Raw genomic sequence first — 25,735 nt, 5'->3', positions numbered from 1 at the left:
CGTGAACCGCTTCGACGCAAAACTGAAGCGGACAAATGATGTGCTACCAAACCGGACAACTTGATTAGCTACCGACATTGCGCCGTGCGCTGCGCCGAGACGGTTGGGTGACGGAGTGCCGTCATTGCCAAGCTGGAACACCCCTCATCCGACCTCGCTTCGCGAGGCCACCTTCTCCTGCAGGAAGAGAAGGGAAGAACGCACCATTCACATCACCTCGAAGACAAACGTCTTCACCAGCGCATCGGGCTCGGCGATGGCATAGCAGCGGAACCACGGGCTTTGCTCGACCAGCCGCCATTTGCCTGCCTGCTCCAGTTCGCCGAACACGACCTGAAAACCGCCGCTCTCGAACACCTGGTCGCGCACGGTGAAGATGGCGTGACCGCCCTTTTTGGTGATGCGCACCAGTTCGTGCAGGCCCGAGGCCGGCGCGTGGCTGATGGTGAAGACGCCGGTGGAGAAGAAGGCGCGGAAATGACCGTCCGGCCAGGGCAGCTTCCCGCCCAGTATCGCCTGTTTCAGCTCGCTATAGGCGTTGCGGCTGCCGGCGATCTTCAGCATGTCGTCCGAGAGATCCAGCCCGGCAATGTCGCCGTAGCCCAGCGCCTTCAGCGACGGACCCGACAGGCCGGTGCCGCAGCCGGCGTCGAGCAGCGGCCCTTCGCCGGCCGGAACATGGCGCGTCACCCAGGCGGTGATCAGGAACGGCAGGAGATAACCGAGCGAGGCGGTCTCGCTGTCATAGGTCGCGGCCCAGGCGGCATAGGCCTGCGCCAGCGTTTCCGGCGTGTCGGCGCCATAGACGGAATCCAGCGCCGCATTGGCCTTGTCGACGATCATGAGACCTCCCTCGATGTCGATAGGATCGTAACCCTGTCCTCACCCAAAAACTATTCCTCGTGCTGGCGGCGCAGGCGCCGCTCCAGCGCCCTGAGCGCCAGCGACAGGCCGACGGTCAGGATGAGATAGATATAGGCAACGATCGAATAGGTCTCGAAGAAGCGGAACGAGCCGGCGGCATAGATCTTGCCCATCTGGGTGATGTCGGCGACGCCGAGCACCGAGACCAGCGAGGAATCCTTGACGAGAGCGACGAAATCATTGCCGAGCGGCGGCAATATGGTGCGGATCGCCTGCGGAAAGACGATCAGCCGGAAGCGTTGCGCGCGGCTCAGCCCAAGCGCCTTGGCCGCCTCGATCTGGCCCTTCTCGACCGCCTGGATGCCGGCGCGGAAGACCTCCGAGATGAAGGCGGAGTAGCCGATGGTCAGCGCCATGATGGCCCGCCACAACAGCGACACGTCGCGCACCAGGAGCTCGCCGAGATAGCCCGCGCTTTGCAGCGGCGCGGTCAGCGCGTTCCAGGCCGCGACGAAGGCCGGCGCGCCGGCAAAGGCGATCCAGAACAACAGCACCAGGATCGGCACGCCGCGGATGATCTCGACATAGAAGCGCGCGATCTGGCGAAGCCAGGGCGAACCCGACAAGCCCATCAGCGCAACGCCGAGACCGATGATCGACGCCATGGCGAAGGCGACGACGGTGACGAAGACGGTGATGCCGATGCCCTTGGCGACCGTGGCGAAGACCTGGGCATAGAGATCGCTGGCCGCGATGAACAAGGCCGCGGCCAGTGCAAGCACGGCCGCAGCGGCAAGCCACCAGGGGAATTCGGCTTTGGCGGAGGATGACGAAGGCGGTGCCATCAGGCGATGTCGCCGCGATGGAAGCCCCGAAAGGGTAGCGCCAAGGCACCCCCCTCTGGCTTGCCAGCCATCTCCCCCTCAAGGCGGGAGATCGGATATTTGATCGGCTTTCGCCAACCATCAACGTCGACTGGAGGGCGCCGTGAGCCGAACAGCCGATCTCCCCCCTTGAGGGGGAGATGCCCGGCAGGGCAGAGGGGGGCGTTCAAGCGCAAACTCAGCGCGAATTGCCGCGCATGACCATCATGAAATGCACGTCGCAAGGAGGCTCACTGCCCCATCTTGTAGTCAAGAAACCACTTCTTGTTCAGCGCATCGAACGTGCCGTCCGCCTTGAGCGCGGCGATCGCGGCGTTGACCGGCTTCACCAGGTCCGATCCCTTCGGGAAGATGAAGCCAAAGTCCTCGGTGCCGAGCGGGCCGCCGATCAGCTTGAGCTTGCCCTCGGAAGCATCGACATAGCCCTTGCCGGCGGTGCCGTCGGTCAGCACGACATCGACGTCGCCCGACTTCAGGGCCTGCACCGTGGCGCCAAAAGTCTCGAACAGTTTGATGCGCGGATTCTGCTCATTGCCGTCGAGCACGCTGTAGACGGCGGTGTAGAAGGGCGTGGTGCCGGGTTGCGCGCCGATCAGCCCGTCCTTGAAGGCGCCGAAGGTCTTGGCGTCGGTGAAGCGGCTTTCGTCGCCGCGCACCAGCATGAACTGCTCCGAGCGCATATAGGGGTCGGAGAAATCGACCTTCTCCTTGCGGTCGTCCTTGATGGTGATGCCGGTCATGCCGATGTTGTACTGATTGTCGGAAACCGCCTGGATCATCGCGTCCCAGGAGGTGTTCCGGTACTCGACCTTGAAATTGAGCCGCTTGGCGATCTCGTTCATCGCGTCATATTCCCAGCCGATCTGCTTGCCCGTCTTGGGATCGATGAACTGCAGCGGCGGATAGGCGTTTTCAGTCACCACCACCACTTGTCTGCCACCGAGATCGGGCAGCGCCTGCGCGAAAGCGGCAACGGGCGCCAGCACGAGGGCCAGCAGGCCGGCCAGCAGCAGTTTCGACTTGGTCATGACACACTCCCGGAAAATTGAAGGCGCCCGGACATGCGCCGGGCTTGCAGGAAAGACGGCGCCGACTTTAGCTTTCCGCAAGCGCCATGCAAGACGGTCCGCTGCTCAAGCTCACGCGAAAGTTGATTGCGATGCCTTCAACCCCGCAATTCAGGGATAATCCGTACCCGGCACGGCGTGGACTACCCCAAACCCGGAACCAGCGGTTCCGCATCCGCCGACCGGTCGTCGGCGGTGGCGTTGCGCAAGCCGGCGACGAGATGGGTGAGCGTCGCGTGCAGCGCTTTCGCCTCGCCAGGCTCCAGCGGCACGCTGCAGGCGAGCGCCAGGGACACATCCTTCGCGTGCGCGCGCAACGCCTGGCCCCTGGCCGTCGGCTCGACCAGCACGCGGCGCTCATCGGCGGCATCGCGACGGCGGGTTACGAGCCCGCCCGCCTCCATCCGCTTGAGCAGCGGCGTCAGCGTTGCGGAATCGAGGCCCAGCGCCTCGCCAAGCGCGCCCACGGTGCTCGGTGCGTGCTCCCATAGCGCCAGCATGACCAGATATTGCGGATAGGTCAGGCCGAGCGGATCGAGCAACGGCCGATAGAGCTTCGTCATCAGCCCGCTCGCCGAATAAAGCGCGAAGCAGAGCTGTTGGTCGAGCCGAGGCACCTTGACCGTCCCGGCGGTCTCCGCCGGGACGTCGCTGGGCCTCTTTGTGGTCTTTCCCGTCATGCCGCCCTTACCGAAAGCGCCACCTCGACATTGCCCCGGATGGCGTTGGAATAGGGGCAGATCTTGTGTGCTTCCGATACAAGCGCGTCCGCGGCCGCCTGATCAAGGCCTTTCGTCTGCGCCGCGAGCGCGACGCCGAGCATGAAGCCCTCGCCATTGGGAAGCAGGCTGACGGTGGAGGTGACCCCGGCATCGGTGAGCGGCAGCTTCTGCTTGCGCGCGACGAAGCGGATGGCGCTTTCGAAGCAGGCGGCGTAGCCGACGGCGAAAAGCTGCTCGGGATTGGTAGCGCCACCCGGTCCGCCGAGTTCCTTGGCCATCGCCAGATCGACCTTGAGCAGGCCGTCGCTGGTCTCGCCATGGCCGGCGCGGCCGCCGGTGACGTGAGCCTGTGTGGTGTAAAGTGCCATTTCAAATCTCCAATTATTCTGCGCACGATTATTTAGTGTACAAGATAATTGGCAGTCAAGCCTTTCGTGACGAAGCACGGATGTCTCGGCCAATCGCCAAAGGTGTCCGCAAACACGGAGAAACATGGTCGACTGCCTTGGCTGTTCGCCAACGAAAAAAGGCGGCCGAAGCCGCCTTTTTGAATGGGATTTCCGAAAGCCTTATTCGGCCGGGGTCACCTCGGCGGCCTTGGCTGCCTCAGCCTCGGCGGCGGCCTTCTTCTCGGCGGCTTCCTTGGCGGCCGTCTCGGCGGCAAGCGCCTGGGCGGCGGCGACCTTCTCGGCCTCGATGCGGGCCTTCTCGGCGTTCAGCGCATCGCGCTCCTCATCGTTGAGCTTGCGGGCGCGCACGCCGGTGTTTTCCGAAATACGGGCCGACTTGCCGCGACGATCGCGCAGGTAATAGAGCTTGGCGCGGCGCACCTTGCCGCGGCGCACGATCTCGACGCCTTCGACCATCGGCGAGTAGACCGGGAACACGCGCTCGACGCCTTCACCATAGGAGATCTTGCGGACGGTGAAATTTTCCTGGAAGCCGGAACCGGCGCGGGCGATGACGACGCCCTCATAGGCCTGGACGCGGGTGCGGGTGCCTTCGGTCACGCGGACCTGGACGCGCACGGTGTCGCCGGGCTGGAATTCGGGGAGCTTGCGCTTGGCTTCGATCTTGGCGGCCTGCTCGGCCTCGAGCTGACGGATGAGATCCATCTCAATAATCCACTTCTTGTTCTTCCGACAGTCAGAGCGTCCGACACTCGCCTTGCAGTTCCATTGACCGCTCGGCTATGTCCTTTGCCTCCGAGACATTCGTCTGCAAGACATCGGACAGGGGCGACTACACCGTCATTGTTGACGGGTCCGGCAGATTTTTCTTCCGGTTCGGCGCGCACATACAGCTATTTCAGCGCTTTGTCACGCCCGCGCACGAGTCTTTTTTGCCGGCATGGCACCATCGTAATCGCTTCGTGCCGGGTTGCGCCGGCCCTCAGGCCTTTCTAAGCCTGACATAACTGAGTTTTCCGCGGTGGCATTCCATGTCTGTCTTCGACGCCATCCTGCTGTTCCTGGCGGGCTTCCTGTCCGGCGCCGCCAATGCGGTTGCCGGCGGCGGCACCTTCGTCACCTTCGGCGCCATGACACTGGTCGGCGTGCCGCCGATCGTCGCCAACGCCACCTCCTCGGTCACGCAATTCCCGGGCTATATCACCTCGACGCTCGCCTACTGGACCGATATCCGCCACTTCTGGCGCGGTGCCCTGCTGCTGTGCCTGATCTCGGCGGCCGGTGCGCTGGCCGGCGCCTTTATCCTTCTGGCACTGTCCAACCCGTCCTTCCGCGCCCTGGTGCCGTGGCTGCTTTTGGGCGCGACCGCCCTGTTTGCCGCCGGGCCGTGGCTTAAGCCGGCGCCAAAACCCGGTCATGAGGCGGCGGTCGGCTCGCTCGCCGGTTTGCTGGCACAGTTCGTCACCGCCATCTACGGCGGCTTCTTCGGCGCCGGCATGGGCGTGATGATGCTGGCGACGCTTGGCCTGACGCAGGCCGGCGACTACCACCGGCTGAACGCGCTGAAGAACATGCTGGCCGTGGTCGTCGCCGCGGTGGCGATCATCGTCTTCGTCTCGGGCGGCGTCGTCGCCTGGCCGCAGGCGATCGTCATGATTCCAGGCGGTGCGCTCGGCGGCTATGCCGGCGTCTGGATCGCCAAGCGCGTGCCGCAAAACGTGGTGCGCGGCTTCGTCGTCGCCGTCGGCCTATTCTTGGCGTTTTACTATTTCGGCAAAGGCTGAGCGCCGAGAAGGTCCGGCCGCCGCTCCCTCGTCAGCTTCTCCGACTCCGCCCGCCGCCAGGCGGCGATCTTCTTGTGATTGCCTGAGATCAGCACTTGCGGAATCTCCCGGCCCTCGAATTCCTGCGGCCGCGTGTAGTGCGGATGTTCAAGCAGGCCGTTCTCAAAACTCTCTTCCTCGCCCGACACCGCATTGCCCATGACACCGGGCAGCAGCCGCACCACCGCGTCGAGCAGCACGAGCGCCGCCGGCTCGCCGCCCGAGAGGATGAAATCGCCGATCGAAACTTCCTCCAATCCCCGAGCCTCGATCAGCCGCTGGTCGACGCCCTCGAAGCGGCCGCACAGGATGACGGCCCCCGGCCCGGCGGCAAGCGCGCGTACTCGTGCCTGGGTCAGCGGTTTGCCGCGCGGGCTCATCAAAAGGCGCGGACGCGCATCGCCTGGCGGTGAGGCATGGTCGATGGCTTTGGCCAAGACATCGGCGCGCATCACCATGCCGGCGCCGCCGCCGGCCGGCGTGTCGTCGACGGTGCGGTGCTTGTCGATGGCGAAATCGCGGATCTGGATCGCTTCCAGCGACCAGGTCCCGGCCTCGAGCGCGCGGCCCGCCAGCGACAGGCCGAGCGCGCCCGGAAACATCTCGGGATAGAGCGTCAGCACCGAGGCCTTGAAGGTCACCGGTTGCCCCCGGCGTCGCGCGGTCCGCGCGGCCTGCCCTTCGGGTCGAAATCCTCCTCGCGCGGCGCATCACCATCCTCGTCCTCGACCAGCCCGGCCGCCACCGGGTCGACGCGGACAAAGCCCTCGGCGATCGACACGTCAGGCACGGCGGCCTGCGTGAACGGGATCAGCACGCCCTTGCGCCCGGCGAGCGTCACGTCGAGAATATCGCCGCCGCCGAAATTATGCACGGCGACCACCTTGCCGAGCGCGGTGCCGGTGTCGTCGCGAACCTCCAGTCCGACCAGGTCGGCATGATAGAACTCATCCTCCTCGCCATCGTCCGGCAGCATCGAGCGGTCGACGAACAATTCCGTGCCGGCGAGCGCTTCGGCGGCATTGCGGTCGCTGATGCCCTTGAAACGCACCACGACGACGGTGTTGGCCGGCCTTATGTCCGTGATCTGGAAGGCGCGGCCATCCCTGGCATAGAGCGGCCCATAATCGGCCAGCGCCATCGGATCGCCGGTGAAGGTCTTCACCCTGAGTTCGCCCTTGATGCCATGGGCGGCGCCGATCACGGCCATCTGGACAGGGTTTTGCGGCTTGCTCATCGCGAATATCCTTTGGCCTGCTCTAACCCCACGCGGCTGTCATTTCAATGACGCGCTCTTCACCGCTTCCTAACCCGGATACAAGAAAATGCCGCCATGCAGGAATTCCTCATCCCGGCGAAACCCGATCTCCAGGCGGCGCGCGAAAGCTGGCTGAAGATGCTCGCGCGTGAACGTCGCCTGTCACCCGAGACAGTGGAAGCCTATGAGCGCGACACGCGCCAGTTCCTGCATTTCCTCACCGGCCATTGCGGCGGCTCGCCCGGCATTTCCGACATCGCCAATCTGCGCCCGGCCGATCTGCGCGGCTTTCTTGCCGCGCGTCGCAACGCCGGCGCCGGCGCCCGCACGCTGGGCCGAGGTCTGGCCGGCATCCGCTCGCTGCTGCGTTTCCTCGAACGCCGTGGCCTGGTCAACGCGGCGGGCGCCGCCGCGCTGCGCGCGCCGCGCCAGCCCAAATCGCTGCCAAAACCGCTGACGGCGCGCGACGCCAAGCAGGTCGTGTCGGTGGAAGGCCAGCTGGCCGAGGAGCCCTGGATCGCCGCCCGCAACGCCGCCGTGCTGACGCTGCTCTACGGCTCGGGCCTGCGCATTTCCGAGGCGCTCGGCCTCGCCGGCGCCGATCTGGCCTCGGAGGCCGACACCGTGCTGCGCGTCACCGGCAAGGGCGGCAAGACGCGGCTGGTGCCGGTGCTGCCGGTGGCGCTCAGGGCAATCGCCGAATACCGCCGGCTCTGCCCCTACCATCTCGACCCCAAGGAACTTCTGTTTCGCGGCGCGCGCGGCGGCCCGCTCAACCCGGCCATCATCCAGCGCGACATGGCCAAGCTGCGCGCGGCGCTCAACCTGCCCGACACCGCGACGCCGCACGCGCTGCGCCATTCCTTCGCCACCCATCTGCTCGGCCGTGGCGGCGATCTGCGCACCATCCAGGAACTGCTCGGCCACGCCAGCCTGTCGACGACGCAGATCTACACCGGCGTCGACACCGCAAGGCTGCTGGAAATCTACGAATCGGCCCATCCAAGGGCGTGACCCTTTCAATTTCGACCTGCCAATTAACCGTTTTGCCGCTTTTCACCCTTAGAAAGGGGCCATGAAACGCGTCATTGCCATCGCCGACCGTGCAGCTTCCATCTCGCTGAAGCTGCTTGTCGCGCTCAACGTGCTGTTTTTCCTGTCTTTCCTTGCCGTCCTGCTGTTCGCGGCCGGCAGGGCGCATGCCGAAGTCCCGACCTGCAGCGGCGCCGACCTGCTGTCGGCCCTGCAGAAGAGCAGCCCTGCCACCTACGGCAAGATCGAGGCGGAAGCCGCCGCCACGCTGAATGGCAAGGGCCTGCTGTGGAAGCTGGAGAAATCGGGCGAACAGCCCTCCTACCTGTTCGGCACCATGCACATGACCGACCCGCGCGTCACCACGTTGCCGCCCGAGGCACAGAAGGCCTTTGACGCCGCCGGCACCCTCATCATCGAAACCACCGACGTGCTCGACAAGCAGAAGATGATGACGGCGATGCTGAAGGAGCCGGACCTGATGATGTTCACCGACTCCACGACGCTGTCATCCTTGCTGAAGCCGGATGAAGCGGCGGCGATGAACGCAGCACTCGACGCGCGCGGCATCCCGCCGGCTACCGTCGCCAAGATGAAGCCGTGGATGCTGTCGGCGATGATGGCGTTGCCGGCCTGCGAACTCGCCCGCCAGTCCGGCGGGGCACCGGTGCTCGACGTCAAGCTGGCCGAGAGCGCCAAGGCGGCCGGCAAGCCGGTGGAAGGTCTGGAAACGGCCGAGAGCCAGTTGCGCGCCATGGCCTCGCTGCCGCTCGCCTTTCATATGAAGGGCCTGGTCGACACGCTGAAGCTCGGAGACAAGGTCAACGACATCAACGAGACCATGATCGTGCTCTACCAGCGCGGCGACACCGGCATGTTCTGGCCGCTGTTCCGCGCCGCCATGCCGGACGAGCAGAACGACCCCTCGGGCTATGCCGCCTTCGAGGAAACCATGATCACCAGCCGCAACAAGGCGATGGTCGATCACGCCGGGCCGATCCTGGCCAGGGGCAATGCCTTCATGGCGGTCGGCGCGCTGCACCTGCCCGGTCCCGAGGGACTGGTCGAGGATTTCCGCAAAGCCGGCTATACTGTCACCGCCGTCAATTGAGTCGGATGGCAGCGGGGGACCAAGACGCCGCGTTTCCGGCGGTTTCCTTCGCCAGCGTGAAACCCATTCAACGGTTGCGCGTTGATTGGCTGTTGATTGATCATTTTCATCCACGGAGGACACTTTCATGGCGAATCCATCGAACGACACTCCCAGGCCGAGCGGCGGCGGCGGCGGCAGCCCCTGGCTGATTGCGCTGGTCGTCGTTATCCTGGCGATTGTCGCATATTACGTTTTCGGCAGACGCGGCGAACATCCGGCACCCGCCGAACCGCCGGCGGCCAGCACACCGGCTCCCGCGCCAGCTCCGGCAGAACCGATGAAGCCCGCTGAGCCGGCCAAGCCAGCAGAACCAGCTCCGGCACCGGCGCCAGCCCCTGCTCCGGCACCGGCGCCAGCTCCTGCGCCCGCACCAGCACCAGCACCGGCGCCCGCACCGGCCAAGTGATCGGCTCGATATCAAATACGAACGGCCCGCTGAAAGGCGGGCCGTCAGACTGCTGACAAACCTCCGCACGTCTCGAAATCACCCAAGATTCACGGAACGTCTCAGATTCAGATCGCGAACAAACCGGAATCAAAACCCCTCGATTTTGACTGCTGTCAAAAACCGAGGGGTTTGTAATCAATCTGACGGCCCGCTGAAAGGCGGGCCGTTTTGTTTTGGGTGATGACCGTTGGGGGCCTTGGCGCCAAGCCGCTCCGCGCGTTCGTCGTCCTCGGGCTCGACCCGAGGCACCGCAGGAGCGCTCTGAAGTCATGCCATGGATCCCTTGGGCTGCGGAGCAGTTCCAGGGGTTTACGCCGCGTCGCTTCGTTCCTTGCTCCGCCATGGGACGACGAAGCGTTGGGACCCTCAGATATGGATCGGCTTGAAGAAGGTGGCCAGCGCTGCTTCCTTCACCGCTTCCGACATCGTCGGATGCGCATGGCAGGTGCGGGCGAGATCTTCCGACGAGCCGCCGAACTCCATCAGCACCGCCGCTTCGTGGATCATCTCGCCGGCGCCGAAGCCGACGATATGCACGCCGAGCACGCGATCGCTGGCCTTGTCGGCAAGGATCTTCACAAAACCGTCCGTGTGCAGCATGGCGCGGGCGCGGCCATTGGCGCTGAACGGGAATTTGCCGACCTTGTAGTCGATGCCGGCCTTCTTCAGCTCTTCCTCGGTCTTGCCGACCGAGGCGATTTCCGGGCTGGTGTAGACGACGCTCGGAATGACCTCGTAGTTCACATGGCCGGCCTGGCCGGCGATGGTTTCGGCCACCGCCACGCCCTCGTCCTCGGCCTTGTGCGCCAGCATCGGCCCGGCGATGACATCGCCGATGGCATAGATGCCGGGGACGTTGGTCTTGAGATGCCCGTCGGTCTTGACGCGGCCGCGCTCGTCGACCTCGACGCCGGCTTCTTTCAGCCCGAGACTGTCGCAATAGGCGCGGCGTCCGGTGGCGATCAGCACGACATCGGCAGCGATGGTTTCGGCGGCGCCACCCTTCACAGGCTCGAAGGTGACGGTCGCACCCTTCTTGGCCTTGGCGACACCGGTGACCTTGGCGCCGAGCTTGAACTCGAAACCCTGCTTGGACAACAGCCGCTGGAACTGCTTGGAGACCTCGCCGTCCATGCCGCCGAGGATCGTGTCGAGGAACTCGACGACGGTGACCTTGGCGCCGAGCCGCGCCCAGACCGAGCCGAGCTCGAGCCCGATGACGCCGCCGCCGACCACCACCAGATGGCCGGGAACCTTGTCCAGCGCCAGCGCGCCGGTCGACGACACGATGATTTTCTCGTCGAAATCGACCTTGACGCCGGGAATGCCGGCAACGTCGGAACCGGTGGCGATGACGATGTTCTTGGTCTCGATCTCCTCGACCTTGCCGTCCTCGCCGGTCACCGACACCTTGCCGGCGGCGACCACTTTGCCGGTGCCGCGGAAGCTGTCGATCTTGTTCTTCTTGAACAGGAAGGCGACGCCGTTGACGTTGGACGACACCGTCGCATCCTTGTGCGCCATCATCTTCTTCAGATTGAGCTTCGGCGCTGGTATCTCGACGCCCAGCGTGTCGAAGGAGTGGCCCGCCTCGGCGAACATTTCGGAGGCATGAAGCAACGCCTTGGACGGGATGCAGCCGATGTTGAGGCAGGTGCCGCCGAAGGTCGCGTTCTTCTCGACCACCGCGACCTTCAGCCCCAGCTGTGCCGCCTTGATGGCGCAGACATAGCCGCCGGGTCCCGATCCGATGATAACGACGTCATAAGCCATGGTATTGTCCTTCTCGATTGGGGCTCAGCGGCCGCCGCTGACATTCAGGATCGCGCCCGTCGTATAGGACGCGGCGTCGGACAGAAGATAGAGAACCGCACCCGCGACTTCACCCGCGGTGCCGGCTCTTTTCATCGGCAGCGTGTCCTGGATCAGCGCCACCCTGTCCGGCTGTCCGCCGGAAGCATGGATGTCGGTGTCGATGATGCCCGGCCGCACCGCATTGACGCGGATGCCTTCCAGCGCCACCTCGCGGGCGAGCCCGACGGTGAACGTGTCGATGGCGCCCTTGGAGGCGGCATAGTCGACATAATTGTCCGGCGCGCCCAGCACCGCCGCCGCCGATGAGATGTTGACGATCGCGCCGCCCTTGCCGCCATGGCGCGTCGACATGCGCTTGACCGCCTCGCGGGCGCACAGGATGGAACCGACGACGTTGATGCGCATCATGCGTTCGAGGCGCGCCGCGCTCATCTCCTCGACACGCGCCTTGGCGTCGACAATGCCGGCATTGTTGACGAAGGCGTCGAGCCGGCCAAAGCTGCGGTCGACGGCCTCGAAGATGGAGATGATATCGGCCTCGCTGCCGACATCGCCCTTGACCGCGAAAGCCTCGCCGCCGGCAGCCTCGATCTCCGCAACCAGTGCGTCGGCCGCAGCCTTATTCGAGGCATAGTTGACCGCGACGCGATAGCCGGCCTTGGCCCCAAGCCGGCAGACGGCGGCGCCGATGCCGCGGCTGCCGCCAGTGACCAGCAGCACCTTTTGCGCCTCGCTCATTCCTGGCATCCCTTCAGCGTGAACACATCCCACGGCACTTTCGAAAAGCCGCCGCCGCCATAGGCCGGGGACTGCCGCAGCACCGGACCGAGATCCGGCAGGATCAGCGTCTTCGGCGCCTCGACGCCTTGCGCCGGCAAAAGCCCGATCGCGCCCTTGTCGTCGGACGTGTAGATGACGCCGTGCCAAGGGGTGCAGGCGGCGAGCTCGGCGCCGGTGGTGTCGCCCTCGGGGCATTTGTACATCAGCGCACCGTTCGGCCGTGCCACGCCTTCGTTCCACATGACGATGCCGTTCAGCACCACATTGTTGTCGAGGATCATGCGGAACGTGTTGGTGACAACAGCCGATGTGCCGGTCGGGGTAAAATCGATCTCGCTGCCGCTCTGGCCATCGCCATAGACCGCGAGCTCGATCGGGCAGGCGGCGAACGCGTTCGCCGGGATCATCGCCGCACCGACCGCTATCGATGCAGTCGACAGGCTTTTCGACAAGAACGAACGGATCGTCACGGTTATCCGCCTTGAACAGCTTGATCGAGAATGAAGATCGTCGAGAGAAAATAGTCTATCTCGAACGCAACGTTATTATCCTTGTCGACCGGAATGGTGTTCACCTCGTATTTGAGGGTCAGGATACGAGAACCATCCGCCAACTCGATATAAATGTCGCGCTTCCGACCACCGCCGATTGTCCACCTGAATTCGCTCTCGTTCAGGAACTGCAGGGCCTTCGGCAAAGTATGTATGTCTATTGGCTTTCGGCCTCCAAAAATTGCTGGGTGCCGCCCCACATCGACATCCAGATGGCCGTGCCAAGTCGACATCATTCCACCCGGTTGCAATCTTCCGAAGACAGGTTCGATACTAATCGACCGCGAGCGAAAATCTGGGCTGAAAAAGAACTCGCAATTGGTGCCATAGATACACCAGGCCGACTCGGGATCTCCGTTGCGATAGTGATTGTCGGCTCGCAAGTCCTCGGTATCTATAAGGCTACGAACCGTTTCACGGTTGCTCTTGCCGAGTTCGATCGGACCCGCGCGGCCTGTCGCGACAAGCTCGAACAGGTCGATTGGCTCGACAGACTCAGCCACCGCAGCAGGCCTAGAGATCGAGCACCAGCCGTTCCGGATCCTCCAGGCTTTCCTTGACGCGCACCAAGAAGGTCACGGCTTCCTTGCCGTCGACGATGCGGTGATCGTAGCTGAGCGCCAGATACATCATCGGCCGGATCACGATCTGGCCGCCGACCACGACAGGCCGGTCCTGGATCTTGTGCATGCCCAGAATGCCCGACTGCGGCGCGTTGAGGATCGGCGTCGACATCAGCGAGCCATAGACGCCGCCATTGGAAATCGTGAAGGTGCCGCCCTGCATGTCGGCGACCGACAGCTTGCCGTCGCGCGCGGCGATGCCCAGCCGGCCGATTTCCTTCTCGATCTCGGCGATCGACATCTGGTCGGCATCGCGCACGACCGGCACGACGAGGCCCTTCTCGGTGCCGACGGCGACGCCGACATGGGCAAAGTTCTTGTAGATGATGTCGGTGCCGTCGATCTCGGCATTGACCGCCGGGATTTCCTTCAGCGCGTGGGTGACGGCCTTGGTGAAGAAGCCCATGAAGCCGAGCTTCACGCCGTGCTTCTTCTCGAACACGTCCTTGTACTTGCTCCGCAGCGCCATCACCGCCGACATGTCGACCTCGTTGAAGGTGGTGAGCATGGCGGCGGTCGACTGCGCTTCCTTCAGCCGGCGCGCGATGGTCTGGCGCAATTTGGTCATGCGCACGCGTTCTTCGCGCGAGGCATCGTCACCCGAGGACGGCGCGCGCGCCGCGATCGGTGCGGGCGCCGGCTTCGGCGTCTCGGCCGGCTGCGACGGCGCGCCCTTGGCGATGGCGTCGAGCACGTCACCCTTCAGCACCTGGCCGCGCTTGCCCGAGCCGGAAAGCTGGTCGACCGACAGATTGTGCTCGGCGATCAGCTTTGCCGCCGCCGGCGCCGGCGGCATGCTGCGCGGCTCGATGGAACCGGCATCGCCGGCGACCTTGGCGGTTTCGGCCGCGGCCTGCTTGCTGGTCGACGCTGCATCCGGCGACGAGGCCTGAGCCACGGCCTGCGGCTTGGTCGCCGGCGCGGCGCCACCTGCCGAGATCGAGCCCAACAAGGCGCCGACACCGACGGTCTCGCCTTCGTTGGCGACGATTTCGCCCAGCGTGCCGGCGGCGGCGGCCGGAACTTCCACCGTCACCTTGTCGGTTTCGAGCTCGACCAGCGGCTCGTCGACGGCAATGGCATCGCCGACCTTCTTGAACCATTTGCCGATGGTCGCCTCGGTGACGGATTCGCCGAGAGTGGGAACGCGGATTTCGGTAGCCATTGTGCCTGTCCGTTTCTGTCGGTTCTGTTCTTTATTCGCCGAGCGCGTCTTCGAGCAAGGCGGCGAGCTGGGCAAGGTGCTTGGACATCAACCCGGTCGCGGGCGACGCGGCCGCCGGCCGGCCGGTGTAGCGCACCCGCTGATGCTTGGCGTCGATATGCGCCAGCACCCATTCCAGATACGGGTCGATGAACGACCAGGCGCCCATGTTCTTGGGCTCCTCCTGGCACCACACCATCTCGGCGTTGCGGAAGCGCGACAGTTCGGTGATCAGCGCCTTGGCCGGGAAAGGATAGAGCTGTTCGACGCGCAGCAGATAGATGTCGTTGATGCCGCGCTTCTCGCGCTCCTCGTAGAGGTCGTAATAGACCTTGCCCGAACACAGCACGACGCGGCGGATCTTGGAGTCCTTGGTGAGCTTGATCGGCTGGTTGGGCAGCAGCTGGGCGTCGTCCCACAACAGCCGGTGGAACGAGCTTTCGCCCGAGATTTCCGGCAGCGTCGACACCGCCCGCTTGTGGCGCAGCAGCGACTTCGGCGTCATCAGGATCAGCGGCTTGCGGAAGTCGCGCTTCAGCTGTCGGCGCAGGATGTGGAAGTAGTTGGCCGGCGTGGTGCAGTTGGCGACTTGCATATTGTCTTCGGCGCAAAGCTGCAGGAAGCGCTCCAGCCTGGCCGAGGAGTGTTCGGGACCCTGGCCCTCATAGCCATGCGGCAAGAGGCAGACGAGGCCCGACATTCTGAGCCACTTGCGCTCGCCCGACGAGATGAACTGGTCGAACACCACCTGGGCACCGTTGGCGAAGTCGCCGAACTGCGCTTCCCACAAGGTCAGCGCCTTCGGCTCGGCCAGGCTATAGCCATATTCGAAGCCCAGCACCGCCTCTTCCGACAGCATCGAGTTGATGACTTCGTAGCCGGCCTGCGCCGCCGACAGATTGTTGAGCGGGATGTAGCGGGTCTCGTCGCGCTGGTCGTAGAGCACGGAATGGCGCTGCGAGAAGGTGCCGCGCTCGGAATCCTGCCCCGACAGGCGGATCGGGTTGCCGTCGAGCAGGATAGCGCCGAAAGCCAGCGCCTCGGCCGTCGACCAGTCGATGCCTTCACCGGACTCGATCGCCTCGCGGCGGTTTTCGAGGAAGCGGATGATGGTCTTGTGCGCCTCGAAACCCTTCGGCACCTCGGTCAGCTTCTTGCCGATTTCCTTCAGCGTCTTGACCGGGACGGCGGTCTTGCCGCGGCGCTGTTCGTCCTGGTTGTCTGCCGTGCGCAGGCCAGACCAGGCGCCATCCAGCCAGTCGGCCTTGTTCGGCTTGTAGTGCTGGCCGACTTCCCACTCGGATTCCAGATGCGCGCGCCAGTCGGCCTTCATCTGGTCGAGTTCGGCCTGGGTGATGTGGCCCTCGGCGATCAGCCGGTCGGCATAGATCTGCACAGTCGTCTTATGGGTGCGGATGTTGCGGTACATGATCGGCTGGGTGAAGGCCGGTTCGTCGCCCTCATTGTGGCCGAAGCGGCGGTAGCAGAACATGTCCACGACCACCGGCTTGTGGAACTTCATGCGGAATTCGATCGCCACCTTGGTGGCGTGCACCACCGCTTCCGGGTCGTCGCCATTGACGTGGAAGATCGGCGCCTCGATCATCTTGGCGACGTCTGACGGATAGGGCGACGAGCGCGAGAAGCGCGGATTGGTGGTGAAGCCGATCTGGTTGTTGATGATGAAGTGCAGCGTGCCGGCGACGCGGTGGCCGCGCAGGCCCGACAGGCCGAGGATTTCGGCGATCACGCCCTGGCCGGCGAAGGCGGCGTCGCCGTGCAGCAGCAGCGGCAGCACCTTGGCGCGCTCTTCCAGCGGCACGATCTCCTCGCGGCCGCGGCCGAACAGATAATCCTGCTTGGCGCGCGCCTTGCCCATCACCACGGGATCGACGATTTCCAGGTGCGACGGGTTGGCCGTCAGCGACAGATGCACCTTGTTGCCGTCGAACTCGCGGTCCGACGAGGCGCCGAGATGGTACTTGACGTCGCCCGAGCCCTCGACCTCGTCGGGGGCGGCCGAGCCGCCCTTGAATTCGTGGAAGATGGCGCGGTGGGGCTTGGCCATCACCTGGCTGAGCACGTTCAACCGGCCGCGATGCGCCATGCCGAGCACGATCTCCTTCATGCCGAGCTGGCCGCCGCGCTTGACGATCTGCTCCAGCGCCGGGATCAGCGCCTCGCCGCCGTCGAGGCCGAAGCGCTTGGTGCCCTTGTACTTGACGTCGATGAACTGCTCGAAGCCTTCGGCCTCGACCAGCTTCTGGAGGATCGCCTTCTTGCCGGTGGTGGTGAAGGAGATTTCCTTGTCGGCGCCCTCGATGCGTGCCTGGATCCAGGCCTTCTCCTCGGGGTCCGAGATGTGCATGAACTCGACGCCCAGCGTCGAGCAATAGGTGCGGGTCAGGATCTCCAGCATCTGCCGGATGGTTCCGAATTCGAGCCCCAGCACATTGTCGAGGAAGATCGGCCGGTCGTAATCGGCTTCGGTGAAACCGTAATTTTCCGGCGACAGTTCGTTGTAGTCCTCGAGCGGCTTGGCGATGCCGAGCGGGTCGAGATTGGCGTGCAGATGGCCGCGCATGCGGTAGGCGCGGATCATCATGATGGCGCGCACCGAATCGCGCGTCGCCTGGTGCACGTCGGCGTCGGAGAGCACGATGCCGTTGGTGACCGCCTTGTCCTTGACCTTCTTTTCCAGGTGCTTCTCGACGATGCCCCAATTGCCGTCGAGCGCCGAAACCAATTCGCCATTGGCCTGCAGCGGCCAGGAAGGCTTAGCCCAGGAAGCGCCCTTGGCGTTCCTGCGCACATCGCCGGCATCGTCCTTCAGCCCGGCGAAGAACTCCTGCCATTCGGGATTGACCGAGGCGGGATCGTCCTCATAGGCGGCATAGAGCGCGTCGATGTAATCGGCATTGCCGCCATAGAGGAACGAGGTGAGCGAGAACTGGTCGTTGGCCTGATCTTGTCTTGCCATGTCGTTTCAGCGGAGCCTGGCTCCGTCTCCTTACGTTTGCGGCTGGGCCGCGATAGTGGGCGATTCACCCGCCCTTCTTGTCCCCTCAAAGCCAACGAACCGCCGTCGGCTCTCATTCCACAACCGGCGCCGACGCTCAGCCCTTGATGGCTTCAACCAACGTCGTGCCAAGCCGCGCCGGTGACGGCGAGACCTTGATGCCGGCCGATTCCATCGCCGCGATCTTGTCCTCGGCGCCGCCCTTGCCACCGGAGATGACCGCGCCGGCATGGCCCATGGTGCGGCCGGCCGGCGCCGTGCGTCCGGCGATGAAGCCGGCCATCGGCTTCTTGCGGCCACGCTTGGCTTCGTCCTTGAGGAACTGCGCGGCGTCTTCCTCGGCCGAACCGCCGATCTCGCCGATCATGATGATCGACTTGGTCTCGTCGTCGGCCAGGAACATCTCGAGCACGTCGATGAACTCGGTGCCCTTGACCGGGTCGCCACCGATGCCGACGGCCGTGGTCTGGCCGAGGCCGACATTGGTGGTCTGGAACACGGCCTCATAGGTAAGTGTTCCCGAGCGCGAAACAACGCCGACCGAGCCCTTGCGGAAGATGTTTCCGGGCATGATGCCGATCTTGCATTCGTCGGGCGTCAGAACGCCCGGGCAGTTCGGCCCGATCAGCCGCGAGGTCGAGCGATCGAGCCGTGCCTTGACCTTGACCATGTCCATCACCGGAATGCCTTCGGTGATGCAGATGATCAGCGGGATCTCCGCCTCGATCGCTTCCAGGATCGCTTCGCCGGCACCCGCCGGCGGCACGTAGATGACGGAAGCGTTGGCGCCGGTTCTTGCCTTGCCCTCGGCGACAGTGGCGAAGATCGGCAGGCTCTCGCCCTTCGACCCGGTCCAGGTCTCGCCGCCCTTCTTGGGATGGATGCCACCCACCATCTTGGTGCCGTGATAGGCCAGCGCCTGTTCGGTGTGGAACGTACCGGTCTTGCCGGTCAGGCCCTGCACCAGAACCTTGGTGTTCTTGTCGACGAGAATGGACATCGGAGCCCTTTTCTAAAAACTGTTGATCGAGGAAGGCGAGACGCGCCGATAGACGCCGCTCACCATGTCTTGCCAGCCATCGCTGCCGGCGGGTTTGAAATGCAGTCGCATGCGGTAGGTATCGGCATCTTCGAAAATATACGTCACGCGCGCCGCGCCGCGCGGCGACGACCGCTCCAGATTGAGCTCGCTGCCGTTCCACGTTCCCATGGCCGGCGAGGCCGGCACAAAGCCCATCGAATCGAACTGGTGCATGGTGACGAGGCGGTTCGGCTGGTCGAAGCCGAACACATTGTGCGCACCGAAGGAAATCGTGCCGTCGCGACGCTGGCGATAGCGCTGCACCACGAACAGGCCGCCGAACTGCGCCTCCGCCAGAACTTCGGACGTCGCCGTGCCGGCATCGGTCCATTGCGTGGCCGCGACCTCCTCCTCGCCGCGCCACGCGCCGACCAGCGCCTGCAGGCGCTGGTGATCGGCGGAAAGCGAGGAGAAGGAGGCCGCGTTCATCGGTCAGAGCCGCTTCAGGTCGGTGACGGTAAGGTCGCTCTTGGCGTTGCCGGTGTTGAGTGTCGTCGCCGGCTCGAACATCAGCACCACCGGCTCCGCGGTCAGCGAACGCGGCCGGTGCTCGACACCACGCGGCACGACGATGAAGTCGCCCTCGCCGAGCTCGACCGGACCGTCGCGGAAATCGATCGCGATCCTGCCCCGCAGCACGAGGAAGGCTTCATCCTCATTGTCATGCGCATGCCAGTCGAAGGTTGCGCCGAATTTGGCGACCTTGGCCTGGCTGTCATTGACGTCGCCGGCGATATGCGGATCGAAGACCTTGCTGATCTTCCGATCCGCCGCCTCGACGAGGTTTATCTTGCGTGGAGGCACAGGCTCAGCCCTTGACCGCCTTGACGATCTTCTTGGCCGCGTCGTCGAGATCGTCGGCCGAGACCACGTTCAAGCCGCTGTCGTTGATGATCTTCTTGCCGAGTTCGGCATTGGTGCCTTCCAGGCGCACCACCAGCGGCACTTTCAGCCCGACTTCCTTGACCGCGGCGATCACGCCCTCGGCGATGATGTCGCACTTCATGATGCCGCCGAAGATATTGATCAATATGCCTTTGACCGCCGGATCCTTGGTGATGATCTTGAACGCCGCCGTCACCTTCTCCTTGGACGCGCCGCCGCCGACATCCAGGAAGTTGGCCGGCTCGGCGCCATAGAGCTTGATGATGTCCATCGTCGCCATGGCAAGGCCGGCGCCGTTGACCATGCAGCCGATATTGCCGTCGAGCGCGACATAGGCGAGGTCGTATTTCGACGCTTCGATCTCCTTCTCGTCCTCTTCTGACGTGTCGCGCAGTTCGAGCACGTCGGGGTGGCGGAACAGCGCGTTGTTGTCGAACGACACCTTTGCGTCGAGCACGCGCAGCCGGCCGTTCTTCATGACGATCAGCGGATTGACCTCGAGCAGGCTCATGTCCTTCTCGACGAAGGCCTTGTAGAGGATCGGGAACAGCGTGCCGCCATCCTTGGCCGCGTCGCCGTCGAGCTTCAGCGCGGCGTTGAGCGCCTTCACGTCATCCGCCGTCACGCCCTTTTCCGGATCGATGGCGACGGTGATGATCTTTTCCGGCGTGTCGTGGGCGACCGCCTCGATATCCATGCCGCCTTCGGTCGACACGACGAAAGCGATGCGGCCGACCGAACGGTCGACCAGGATCGACAGATAAAGCTCGCGCTCGATGTCGGCGCCGTCCTCGATATAGAGGCGGTTGACCTGCTTGCCGGCCGGGCCGGTCTGCTTGGTCACCAGCGTGTGGCCGAGCATCTCGTTGGCGTTGGCGACGACGTCGGCGACCGACTTCGCCAGCCGCACGCCGCCCTTGGCGTCGGGCGAAAGTTCCTTGAACTTGCCCTTGCCGCGGCCGCCGGCATGGATCTGGCTCTTCACCACATAGAGCGGGCCGGGCAGCGCCTTGGCGGCGGCTTCCGCCTCGCGCGCCTTGAACACCGGCACGCCTTCGGCCACCGGCGCGCCAAAGCTCTTCAGCAGCGCCTTGCCTTGATATTCATGGATGTTCATCGGGAACTATCTCCAGGTCGTTTTGCCGGGGTGGACGTGTTGGCGGGGATTTACTTCGAGGCGAGCTGCGGCGCGATCTTGACGCAGGCCTCGGTCAGGCCCTGCACGGTCGCCACCGAACTGTCGAACATTTTCTGTTCGCTCTTGTTGAGGTCGATCTCGATGATGCGCTCGACGCCGCCGGCGCCGATCACCACGGGAACGCCGACATAGGTGCCCTTGACGCCATACTGGCCGGAGAGGTGAGCCGCACAAGGCAGCACGCGCTTCTTGTCCTTGAGATAGGCTTCGGCCATCGAAATCGCCGAGGCCGCCGGCGCGTAGTAGGCCGAGCCGGTCTTGAGCAGGCCGACGATCTCGGCGCCGCCGTCGCGGGTGCGCTGCACGATCTGGTCGAGCTTCTCCTTCGAGGTCCAGCCCATCTTGACGAGGTCAGGCAGCGGGATGCCCGACACCGTCGAATAGCGGATCATCGGCACCATGGAATCGCCATGGCCGCCAAGCACGAAGGCGGTGACGTCCTCGACCGAGACCTTGAATTCCTCGGCCAGGAAATAGCGGAAGCGCGAGGAGTCGAGCACGCCGGCCATGCCGACGACATGGGTCTTGGGCAGGCCGGAGAACTTCTGCAGCGCCCACACCATGGCGTCGAGCGGGTTGGTGATGCAGATGACGAAAGCCTTGGGCGCGTACTTCTTCAGTCCGGCACCGACCTGTTCCATGACCTTGAGGTTGATGCCCAGCAGGTCGTCGCGGCTCATGCCAGGCTTGCGCGGCATGCCGGCGGTGACGATGCAGACGTCGGCGCCCTCGATGCCGGCATAGTCGTTGACGCCGGTCAGCCGGGAGTCGAAACCATCGACCGGCGACGACTGCGCGATATCGAGCCCCTTGCCTTGCGGAATACCCTCGGCAATATCGAACAGCACCACGTCGCCGAGGTCCTTGAGGCCGATCATATGGGCCAGCGTGCCGCCGATCATGCCCGAGCCGATAAGCGCTATCTTGTTGCGTGCCATGTGAGGATGTTTTCCCTTTGTCTGTGACTGCGCCTAAATCTTTGACGACTTGATGACGGCGTCGAGGAAGAGGCCGGAATGCTGAGGAAACCCGCGAGATTTCGCCGCACCCAATAGCCCCGGCGCAAGATAAATTCAAACGATTATTTTGGAGTGAACATTTTCAATCGGTTAGATGGATTGGGACTTACGTAAACGTCAAAGTTTGTAAGCCGACTTGGGAGAATTTACACAATGAGTATGGAGATCGTAAGGCTTGAAGCCGGCGATGACGCCCTTGTGATGCGGATCGCCCAGGATGTGTTCGACGAGCCTGTCAGGCCGGATCGGTTGGCAGCCTATCTCAACCAACCCGGCCATTTCATGGTCGTGGCGCTCGCCGACGGCGTGGTCGTCGGGCAATGCGCCGCCGTCATCCACCGCCATCCCGACAAAGTTGCGGAACTCTATATCGACGAGGTCGGCGTTTCGCCCAAATTCCAGCGCCAGGGGATCGCGCGCGGAATGCTCGACGCGATGTTCGCGATCGGCAGGGAGAATTGCTGCGAGGAGGCCTGGGTCGGCACCGAACCCGACAACCTTCCGGCCCGCGCGCTTTATGAATCGCGCAAGGAGCCGCATGGGGAGGCGGAGAGTTTCGTCATGTATGCGTATAGGATTTAGCGGCCAGGGTCTTCGCTCTGCTTTGCGTTCTTGTGCCTAGGACGACGAAGGCAGAGCCTGAGCCAGCGGCACATCCGGCACCGCCTTCACCTTTCGCCGCTCCGCCCAGTCCTCCAGCCAGTCACGGCTTTGCATTTCGACCAGCCGTGAAGCGGTGCGTTCGAACTCGAACACCTCGACGCCGCGTTTTGCGACATAAAGCTCATGCGGCGCGGCCTCGGCGCTCACCACCAGCCGCACATGATGATCGTAGAGCGTGTCGATCAACAGGATGAAGCGCTTGGCTTCGTTGCGTTTGCCTTCGCCCAGCACCGGGACGTGGTCGATGAAGACGGTCGAGAAACGACCTGCGATCGCCAGGAAGTCGCGCGCGCCGAGCGGTTTTTCACAGAGATCGGCGAAGGAAAACCGCGCCGCGTCGCCGGCTGCGGCCGGCACCGGAACCTGCCGGCCCTTCAGCGTCAGCGAGGTCGCGGCTGTCGGCGCGCCGCGCGTCATCGTCCGCCAGGCCTCGTCGAGCGTCCGGTCGGCCGCCGCATCGGCCGGCGTGACATAGACCGGCGTGCGGGCGAGCTTCTCGAGCCGGTAATCCTTGTCGCTGTCGAGCGACATCACCTGCGCGTGCCGCTCCAGAATGCCGATGAACGGCAGGAACAGCTGGCGATTCAGCCCATCGCGGTAAAGATCTTGCGGCGCCACGTTCGAGGTGGCGATCAGCACGACGCCATTGGCGAACAGCGCCGAAAACAGTCTGGACAGGATCATCGCGTCGGCGATGTCGGTGACCGAGAATTCGTCGAAGCACAGCACCCAGGCCTGCTCGGCCAAGGCTTTTGCCACCGGCGGGATCGGATCGTCTTCTTTGACGTCGCCATTCTTGCGCGCCTGCCGGTGCTTCTGGATGCGGTCCTGCACATCGGCCATGAAGTCGTTGAAATGGACGCGGCGCTTGCGCCGGACCGGCAGCAGCTCGAAGAACATGTCCATCAGCATGGTCTTGCCGCGGCCGACGCCGCCATGGATGTAGAGGCCTTTGACGGCCTCATGCGTCTCGCGCTTGCGGGCAAACAGCCAGCCCAGCGCGCTGGACTTGTGCGCCAGCCGCTTGGCCGAGATCTCGTCGGTCAGCCGGTCGAGCGCGGCGGCGATCCGCTCCTGCGCCCGATCGCGTCCGATCGCGCCGGTTTCCACCAGGTGGTCGTAGCGCTGCCTGACGGTCGCATGGGTCTGGAGGCCGTCACGCAGATGCATCGGTCACGTCGTTTGTTCAGAGCAGGAATGCTCCAAGGGAACTAGGTGTGTCGAGATTCAGGTCAGGCCGAACCGAGAATGGCGGCTTTCGAGAACCGGAGCGGAGCGTACTTAAAGTACGTGAGCACCGGAAGCGCAGAAAACCGCCGTCCGCAGGCCGGCATCACCTGAATATCGGCATACCTAGCTTACCTTGTAAGCGAAATCGGCTGACCGTTGGAAGTCTGGCCGTCGAATTTCGAGCCGCCCGACGAATAGAGCCGCGCCAGCGAGCCGCCATTCTCATCGTAAAGCGTCAGCTGCTTGCCGGCGACGTTCCACGACTTGATGCTGTCGATCGGCGCCGGACAATGCAGCGGCCCAGCGCGGAAGCCGGCGCCGAACTTGGTTTGCGGCGTCGCGATCTTGCAGCTCTGCCCGGAAACGCTGGCATTCCAGACGCCGGCGACGGCTGCCGCGCTGAGATCCGCGGCCCCGGCGGGCGCCTGGCCGTCCGGCGGCAAGGACGCAACCTGCGTGTTCGCCGGAGCGGTTGGGAATTTCGACGGGTCGGTGGTGCCGGGCGAGGCCGGCGGCGGCAGCTGGTTGGACGTCACCTGGCCGGCCGGCGCCGGCTGCAGCGGCGCCGGTTGCTGGTCGTCCATGGACGAGAAGCGTGAGGTCGAGCAACCGCTCGCAACGAGTGCCGCCAGCGATACGGCCACAAGACCGCTTTTCGAAAAATTCATTACAACCTCCGTCGGATCCGGCTGGGGGGAAGCCGTCCGCGCAATATCACCCTCCACCAAGATGGAGAAGGTGGCGAAATTTCAACCCGATATGGTTAAAATAGGGTTTGCGGCAACATTGTTGCAAATTTATCGCAATCTCAACCTGCCAAGTCCGCTCGTCGCTTAAGTCCGTGGCGTTCGGCCGCGACCGCGCATTCGCCTGCAAATGCTTGCGCCAACCGGCGCAACGCCTATGTCAAGGAGACGAAACCCGCTGGAGCATACCTTGGCCGCGAGAAAGAAAGCCGCCAACCGCTATTACAGCGGCCCGCCCAGCGACCATTTCGATGGCACCTTGTTCTTCAATCCCGGCGGCCGGATGCCCGGCCGCTTCACCGATCTGCTGAGATGGCAGTTCAACGGCCAACGCGCGAAATGGCCGGCGACCAGCCCGAGCCCCTTTCCGCAGGCGAGGCCGGCCGCGACGGTCGAAGGCACCGACCTTACTGTAACCATGGTCGGCCATTCGACCTTGCTGATCCAGACGGCCGGGCTGAACATGCTCACCGACCCGGTCTGGTCGCAACGCACCTCGCCGTTCTCCTTCGCCGGGCCAAAACGCGTCAATGCTCCGGGCATCGCCTTCGACGACCTGCCGCCGATCGACCTCGTGCTGGTCAGCCACAACCATTATGACCATCTCGACCTCGCCACGCTGAAGCGGCTGAAGGAAAGAGACGATCCGCTGGTGGTGACGCCGCTCGGCAACGACGTGCTGATCGGCGAGGCAGTTCCCGGCATGCGGCTGGCGGCGCATGACTGGGGCGACCGGGTCGACATCGGCGACCGCACCGCCATCCACGTCGAGCCGGCGCATCACTGGTCGGCGCGCGGTGCCCGCGACCGGCGCATGGCGCTGTGGGCCGGCTTCGTTATCGAGACGCCGGGCGGCAAACTCTATTTCGCCGGCGATACCGGCTTCCACGACGGCATCAACTACCGGCTGATGGCGGACAAACATGGCGGCTTCCGCTTCGCCATCCTGCCGATCGGCGCCTATGAGCCACGCTGGTTCATGGCGCCGCAGCACCAGAACCCGGAGGAAGCGGTGCAAGGCATGAAACTATGCAAGGCCGCCTTCGCCGCCGGCTGCCACTGGGGCACATTCCAGCTCACCGACGAACCGATGGACGAGCCCGTCCGCAAACTGGCCGAGGCGCTTGAGGCCGAGGGCCTGCTGCTGGAGCGCTTTCGCGCCTTGCAACCCGGCGAGGTCTGGGACGTGCCGGAGATCGAGCACGGTTGAAGTCTGCATTGGCCATTTACGGCACCGTCATTTTCGCCGATGGTCCGCCC

General features: G+C 64.2%; 26 protein-coding genes. 5 read left to right on the top strand and 21 right to left on the bottom strand.

Translation table 11 applies throughout. From position 1 onward, the window contains the following. Nucleotides 1-207: 207 nt before the first annotated feature. The 6 genes from FJ546_RS24775 to rplS form a co-directional block, all read right to left on the bottom strand. Nucleotides 208-843 (bottom strand): class I SAM-dependent methyltransferase, encoded by a 636-nt coding sequence (locus FJ546_RS24775; RefSeq protein ID WP_140891711.1) that lies wholly within the window; start codon nucleotides 841-843, stop codon nucleotides 208-210. A 50-nt stretch (nucleotides 844-893) separates the two neighbouring features. After that, complete coding sequence (locus tag FJ546_RS24770; protein ID WP_140891710.1) at nucleotides 894-1,709, bottom strand: amino acid ABC transporter permease; 816 nt, start codon at nucleotides 1,707-1,709, stop codon at nucleotides 894-896. 269 nt (nucleotides 1,710-1,978) lie between these two features. Next, on the bottom strand, nucleotides 1,979-2,776 hold the full coding sequence (locus FJ546_RS24760) for a basic amino acid ABC transporter substrate-binding protein (RefSeq protein ID WP_095788919.1): 798 nt from the start codon (nucleotides 2,774-2,776) through the stop codon (nucleotides 1,979-1,981). A gap of 182 nt (nucleotides 2,777-2,958) precedes the next feature. Next, nucleotides 2,959-3,495 (bottom strand): MarR family transcriptional regulator, encoded by a 537-nt coding sequence (locus tag FJ546_RS24755; protein WP_140891709.1) that lies wholly within the window; start codon nucleotides 3,493-3,495, stop codon nucleotides 2,959-2,961. Next, complete coding sequence (locus FJ546_RS24750) at nucleotides 3,492-3,905, bottom strand: organic hydroperoxide resistance protein (RefSeq protein WP_140891708.1); 414 nt, start codon at nucleotides 3,903-3,905, stop codon at nucleotides 3,492-3,494. Before FJ546_RS24750 ends, FJ546_RS24755 begins: the two co-directional genes overlap by 4 nt. Nucleotides 3,906-4,106: 201 nt before the next feature. After that, entirely contained in the window at nucleotides 4,107-4,652 is a 546-nt protein-coding gene (gene rplS, locus FJ546_RS24745) for a 50S ribosomal protein L19 (protein ID WP_140891707.1), read from the bottom strand. Nucleotides 4,653-4,978: 326 nt separating this feature from the next. On the opposite strand from rplS, the gene FJ546_RS24735 reads away from it, so the two are divergent. Continuing rightward, on the top strand, nucleotides 4,979-5,731 hold the full coding sequence (locus FJ546_RS24735; protein WP_140891705.1) for a sulfite exporter TauE/SafE family protein: 753 nt from the start codon (nucleotides 4,979-4,981) through the stop codon (nucleotides 5,729-5,731). Here the strand turns inward: FJ546_RS24735 and trmD are convergent. Both trmD and rimM read right to left on the bottom strand, forming a co-directional pair. Continuing rightward, on the bottom strand, nucleotides 5,713-6,411 hold the full coding sequence (trmD, locus tag FJ546_RS24730) for a tRNA (guanosine(37)-N1)-methyltransferase TrmD (RefSeq protein WP_140891704.1): 699 nt from the start codon (nucleotides 6,409-6,411) through the stop codon (nucleotides 5,713-5,715). The two genes, FJ546_RS24735 and trmD, sit on opposite strands and share 19 nt — an antisense overlap. After that, nucleotides 6,408-7,007, bottom strand: coding sequence for a ribosome maturation factor RimM (rimM, locus tag FJ546_RS24725; protein WP_095792248.1), 600 nt, complete (start codon nucleotides 7,005-7,007; stop codon nucleotides 6,408-6,410). The genes trmD and rimM overlap by 4 nt, the downstream gene beginning before the upstream one ends. A gap of 96 nt (nucleotides 7,008-7,103) precedes the next feature. Here rimM and FJ546_RS24720 point away from each other — a divergent pair, with 96 nt between their 5' ends. Next, a complete protein-coding gene (locus tag FJ546_RS24720) occupies nucleotides 7,104-8,042 on the top strand; it encodes a tyrosine recombinase XerC (RefSeq protein ID WP_140891703.1) in 939 nt (312 codons plus the stop codon). Between the two features lie 61 nt (nucleotides 8,043-8,103). Then, nucleotides 8,104-9,171 (top strand): TraB/GumN family protein, encoded by a 1,068-nt coding sequence (locus FJ546_RS24715; protein ID WP_140891702.1) that lies wholly within the window; start codon nucleotides 8,104-8,106, stop codon nucleotides 9,169-9,171. Between the two features lie 856 nt (nucleotides 9,172-10,027). Here FJ546_RS24715 and lpdA read toward each other — a convergent pair. The 11 genes from lpdA to mdh all read right to left on the bottom strand — a co-directional run bounded on the left by lpdA (nucleotide 10,028) and on the right by mdh (nucleotide 21,755). Next, nucleotides 10,028-11,434, bottom strand: coding sequence for a dihydrolipoyl dehydrogenase (gene lpdA, locus FJ546_RS24705; protein WP_140891701.1), 1,407 nt, complete (start codon nucleotides 11,432-11,434; stop codon nucleotides 10,028-10,030). A 24-nt stretch (nucleotides 11,435-11,458) separates the two neighbouring features. Further along, nucleotides 11,459-12,214 (bottom strand): SDR family oxidoreductase, encoded by a 756-nt coding sequence (locus tag FJ546_RS24700; protein ID WP_140891700.1) that lies wholly within the window; start codon nucleotides 12,212-12,214, stop codon nucleotides 11,459-11,461. Further along, nucleotides 12,211-12,663, bottom strand: coding sequence for a hypothetical protein (locus tag FJ546_RS24695; protein ID WP_246686946.1), 453 nt, complete (start codon nucleotides 12,661-12,663; stop codon nucleotides 12,211-12,213). The genes FJ546_RS24700 and FJ546_RS24695 overlap by 4 nt, the downstream gene beginning before the upstream one ends. Before the next feature lie 65 nt (nucleotides 12,664-12,728). Next, a complete protein-coding gene (locus tag FJ546_RS24690; RefSeq protein WP_140891698.1) occupies nucleotides 12,729-13,310 on the bottom strand; it encodes a hypothetical protein in 582 nt (193 codons plus the stop codon). 10 nt (nucleotides 13,311-13,320) lie between these two features. Next, nucleotides 13,321-14,595 carry a 2-oxoglutarate dehydrogenase complex dihydrolipoyllysine-residue succinyltransferase gene (odhB, locus tag FJ546_RS24685; protein ID WP_140891697.1) on the bottom strand — a complete coding sequence of 425 codons (1,275 nt, stop codon included), beginning with the start codon at nucleotides 14,593-14,595 and terminating at the stop codon, nucleotides 13,321-13,323. Nucleotides 14,596-14,626: 31 nt separating this feature from the next. After that, nucleotides 14,627-17,614: a 2-oxoglutarate dehydrogenase E1 component gene (locus FJ546_RS24680; protein ID WP_140891696.1), complete on the bottom strand. Its 2,988-nt coding sequence runs from the start codon at nucleotides 17,612-17,614 to the stop codon at nucleotides 14,627-14,629. Nucleotides 17,615-17,750: 136 nt separating this feature from the next. Beyond that, complete coding sequence (gene sucD / locus FJ546_RS24675; protein ID WP_095774800.1) at nucleotides 17,751-18,653, bottom strand: succinate--CoA ligase subunit alpha; 903 nt, start codon at nucleotides 18,651-18,653, stop codon at nucleotides 17,751-17,753. A gap of 12 nt (nucleotides 18,654-18,665) precedes the next feature. Continuing rightward, entirely contained in the window at nucleotides 18,666-19,163 is a 498-nt protein-coding gene (locus FJ546_RS24670) for a DUF1579 family protein (protein ID WP_140891695.1), read from the bottom strand. A gap of 3 nt (nucleotides 19,164-19,166) precedes the next feature. Beyond that, nucleotides 19,167-19,538, bottom strand: coding sequence for a cupin domain-containing protein (locus FJ546_RS24665; protein ID WP_140891694.1), 372 nt, complete (start codon nucleotides 19,536-19,538; stop codon nucleotides 19,167-19,169). Between the two features lie 4 nt (nucleotides 19,539-19,542). Beyond that, the gene (gene sucC / locus FJ546_RS24660; RefSeq protein ID WP_140891693.1) at nucleotides 19,543-20,736 is read right to left on the bottom strand and encodes an ADP-forming succinate--CoA ligase subunit beta; all 1,194 of its coding nucleotides are present in this window, start codon (nucleotides 20,734-20,736) and stop codon (nucleotides 19,543-19,545) included. 50 nt (nucleotides 20,737-20,786) lie between these two features. Then, the gene (gene mdh / locus FJ546_RS24655) at nucleotides 20,787-21,755 is read right to left on the bottom strand and encodes a malate dehydrogenase (RefSeq protein WP_140891692.1); all 969 of its coding nucleotides are present in this window, start codon (nucleotides 21,753-21,755) and stop codon (nucleotides 20,787-20,789) included. A 234-nt stretch (nucleotides 21,756-21,989) separates the two neighbouring features. On the opposite strand from mdh, the gene FJ546_RS24650 reads away from it, so the two are divergent. Then, the gene (locus tag FJ546_RS24650; protein ID WP_140891691.1) at nucleotides 21,990-22,418 is read left to right on the top strand and encodes a GNAT family N-acetyltransferase; all 429 of its coding nucleotides are present in this window, start codon (nucleotides 21,990-21,992) and stop codon (nucleotides 22,416-22,418) included. A gap of 36 nt (nucleotides 22,419-22,454) precedes the next feature. Here the strand turns inward: FJ546_RS24650 and zapE are convergent, their stop codons facing one another. Beyond that, the gene (zapE, locus tag FJ546_RS24645; protein ID WP_140891690.1) at nucleotides 22,455-23,669 is read right to left on the bottom strand and encodes a cell division protein ZapE; all 1,215 of its coding nucleotides are present in this window, start codon (nucleotides 23,667-23,669) and stop codon (nucleotides 22,455-22,457) included. A gap of 188 nt (nucleotides 23,670-23,857) precedes the next feature. Next, on the bottom strand, nucleotides 23,858-24,397 hold the full coding sequence (locus FJ546_RS24640; protein WP_140891689.1) for an AprI/Inh family metalloprotease inhibitor: 540 nt from the start codon (nucleotides 24,395-24,397) through the stop codon (nucleotides 23,858-23,860). Between the two features lie 235 nt (nucleotides 24,398-24,632). Here FJ546_RS24640 and FJ546_RS24635 point away from each other — a divergent pair, with 235 nt between their 5' ends. Continuing rightward, a complete protein-coding gene (locus FJ546_RS24635) occupies nucleotides 24,633-25,685 on the top strand; it encodes an MBL fold metallo-hydrolase (RefSeq protein ID WP_181168070.1) in 1,053 nt (350 codons plus the stop codon). Nucleotides 25,686-25,735: the final 50 nt, after the last annotated feature.

The organism is Mesorhizobium sp. B2-4-19 (genome assembly GCF_006441315.1).
Taxonomy (GTDB): Bacteria; Pseudomonadota; Alphaproteobacteria; order Rhizobiales; family Rhizobiaceae; genus Mesorhizobium.
The sequence above is the reverse complement of the archived record's forward strand: the minus strand, read 5'-3'. Positions and strand labels throughout refer to the sequence as shown.

Bases quoted from the DNA above. Each gene is read 5' to 3' on its own strand.
- FJ546_RS24775 (WP_140891711.1), bottom strand. From the start codon at position 843: ATGATCGTCGACAAGGCCAATGCGGCGCTGGATTCCGTCTATGGCGCC.
- FJ546_RS24770 (WP_140891710.1), bottom strand. From the start codon at position 1,709: ATGGCACCGCCTTCGTCATCCTCCGCCAAAGCCGAATTCCCCTGGTGG.
- FJ546_RS24760 (WP_095788919.1), bottom strand. From the start codon at position 2,776: ATGACCAAGTCGAAACTGCTGCTGGCCGGCCTGCTGGCCCTCGTGCTG.
- FJ546_RS24755 (WP_140891709.1), bottom strand. From the start codon at position 3,495: ATGACGGGAAAGACCACAAAGAGGCCCAGCGACGTCCCGGCGGAGACC.
- FJ546_RS24750 (WP_140891708.1), bottom strand. From the start codon at position 3,905: ATGGCACTTTACACCACACAGGCTCACGTCACCGGCGGCCGCGCCGGC.
- rplS (WP_140891707.1), bottom strand. From the start codon at position 4,652: ATGGATCTCATCCGTCAGCTCGAGGCCGAGCAGGCCGCCAAGATCGAA.
- FJ546_RS24735 (WP_140891705.1), top strand. From the start codon at position 4,979: ATGTCTGTCTTCGACGCCATCCTGCTGTTCCTGGCGGGCTTCCTGTCC.
- rimM (WP_095792248.1), bottom strand. From the start codon at position 7,007: ATGAGCAAGCCGCAAAACCCTGTCCAGATGGCCGTGATCGGCGCCGCC.
- FJ546_RS24720 (WP_140891703.1), top strand. From the start codon at position 7,104: ATGCAGGAATTCCTCATCCCGGCGAAACCCGATCTCCAGGCGGCGCGC.
- FJ546_RS24715 (WP_140891702.1), top strand. From the start codon at position 8,104: ATGAAACGCGTCATTGCCATCGCCGACCGTGCAGCTTCCATCTCGCTG.
- lpdA (WP_140891701.1), bottom strand. From the start codon at position 11,434: ATGGCTTATGACGTCGTTATCATCGGATCGGGACCCGGCGGCTATGTC.
- FJ546_RS24700 (WP_140891700.1), bottom strand. From the start codon at position 12,214: ATGAGCGAGGCGCAAAAGGTGCTGCTGGTCACTGGCGGCAGCCGCGGC.
- FJ546_RS24695 (WP_246686946.1), bottom strand. From the start codon at position 12,663: ATGATCCCGGCGAACGCGTTCGCCGCCTGCCCGATCGAGCTCGCGGTC.
- odhB (WP_140891697.1), bottom strand. From the start codon at position 14,595: ATGGCTACCGAAATCCGCGTTCCCACTCTCGGCGAATCCGTCACCGAG.
- FJ546_RS24680 (WP_140891696.1), bottom strand. From the start codon at position 17,614: ATGGCAAGACAAGATCAGGCCAACGACCAGTTCTCGCTCACCTCGTTC.
- sucD (WP_095774800.1), bottom strand. From the start codon at position 18,653: ATGTCCATTCTCGTCGACAAGAACACCAAGGTTCTGGTGCAGGGCCTG.
- FJ546_RS24670 (WP_140891695.1), bottom strand. From the start codon at position 19,163: ATGAACGCGGCCTCCTTCTCCTCGCTTTCCGCCGATCACCAGCGCCTG.
- sucC (WP_140891693.1), bottom strand. From the start codon at position 20,736: ATGAACATCCATGAATATCAAGGCAAGGCGCTGCTGAAGAGCTTTGGC.
- mdh (WP_140891692.1), bottom strand. From the start codon at position 21,755: ATGGCACGCAACAAGATAGCGCTTATCGGCTCGGGCATGATCGGCGGC.
- FJ546_RS24650 (WP_140891691.1), top strand. From the start codon at position 21,990: ATGAGTATGGAGATCGTAAGGCTTGAAGCCGGCGATGACGCCCTTGTG.
- zapE (WP_140891690.1), bottom strand. From the start codon at position 23,669: ATGCATCTGCGTGACGGCCTCCAGACCCATGCGACCGTCAGGCAGCGC.
- FJ546_RS24640 (WP_140891689.1), bottom strand. From the start codon at position 24,397: ATGAATTTTTCGAAAAGCGGTCTTGTGGCCGTATCGCTGGCGGCACTC.
- FJ546_RS24635 (WP_181168070.1), top strand. From the start codon at position 24,633: ATGTCAAGGAGACGAAACCCGCTGGAGCATACCTTGGCCGCGAGAAAG.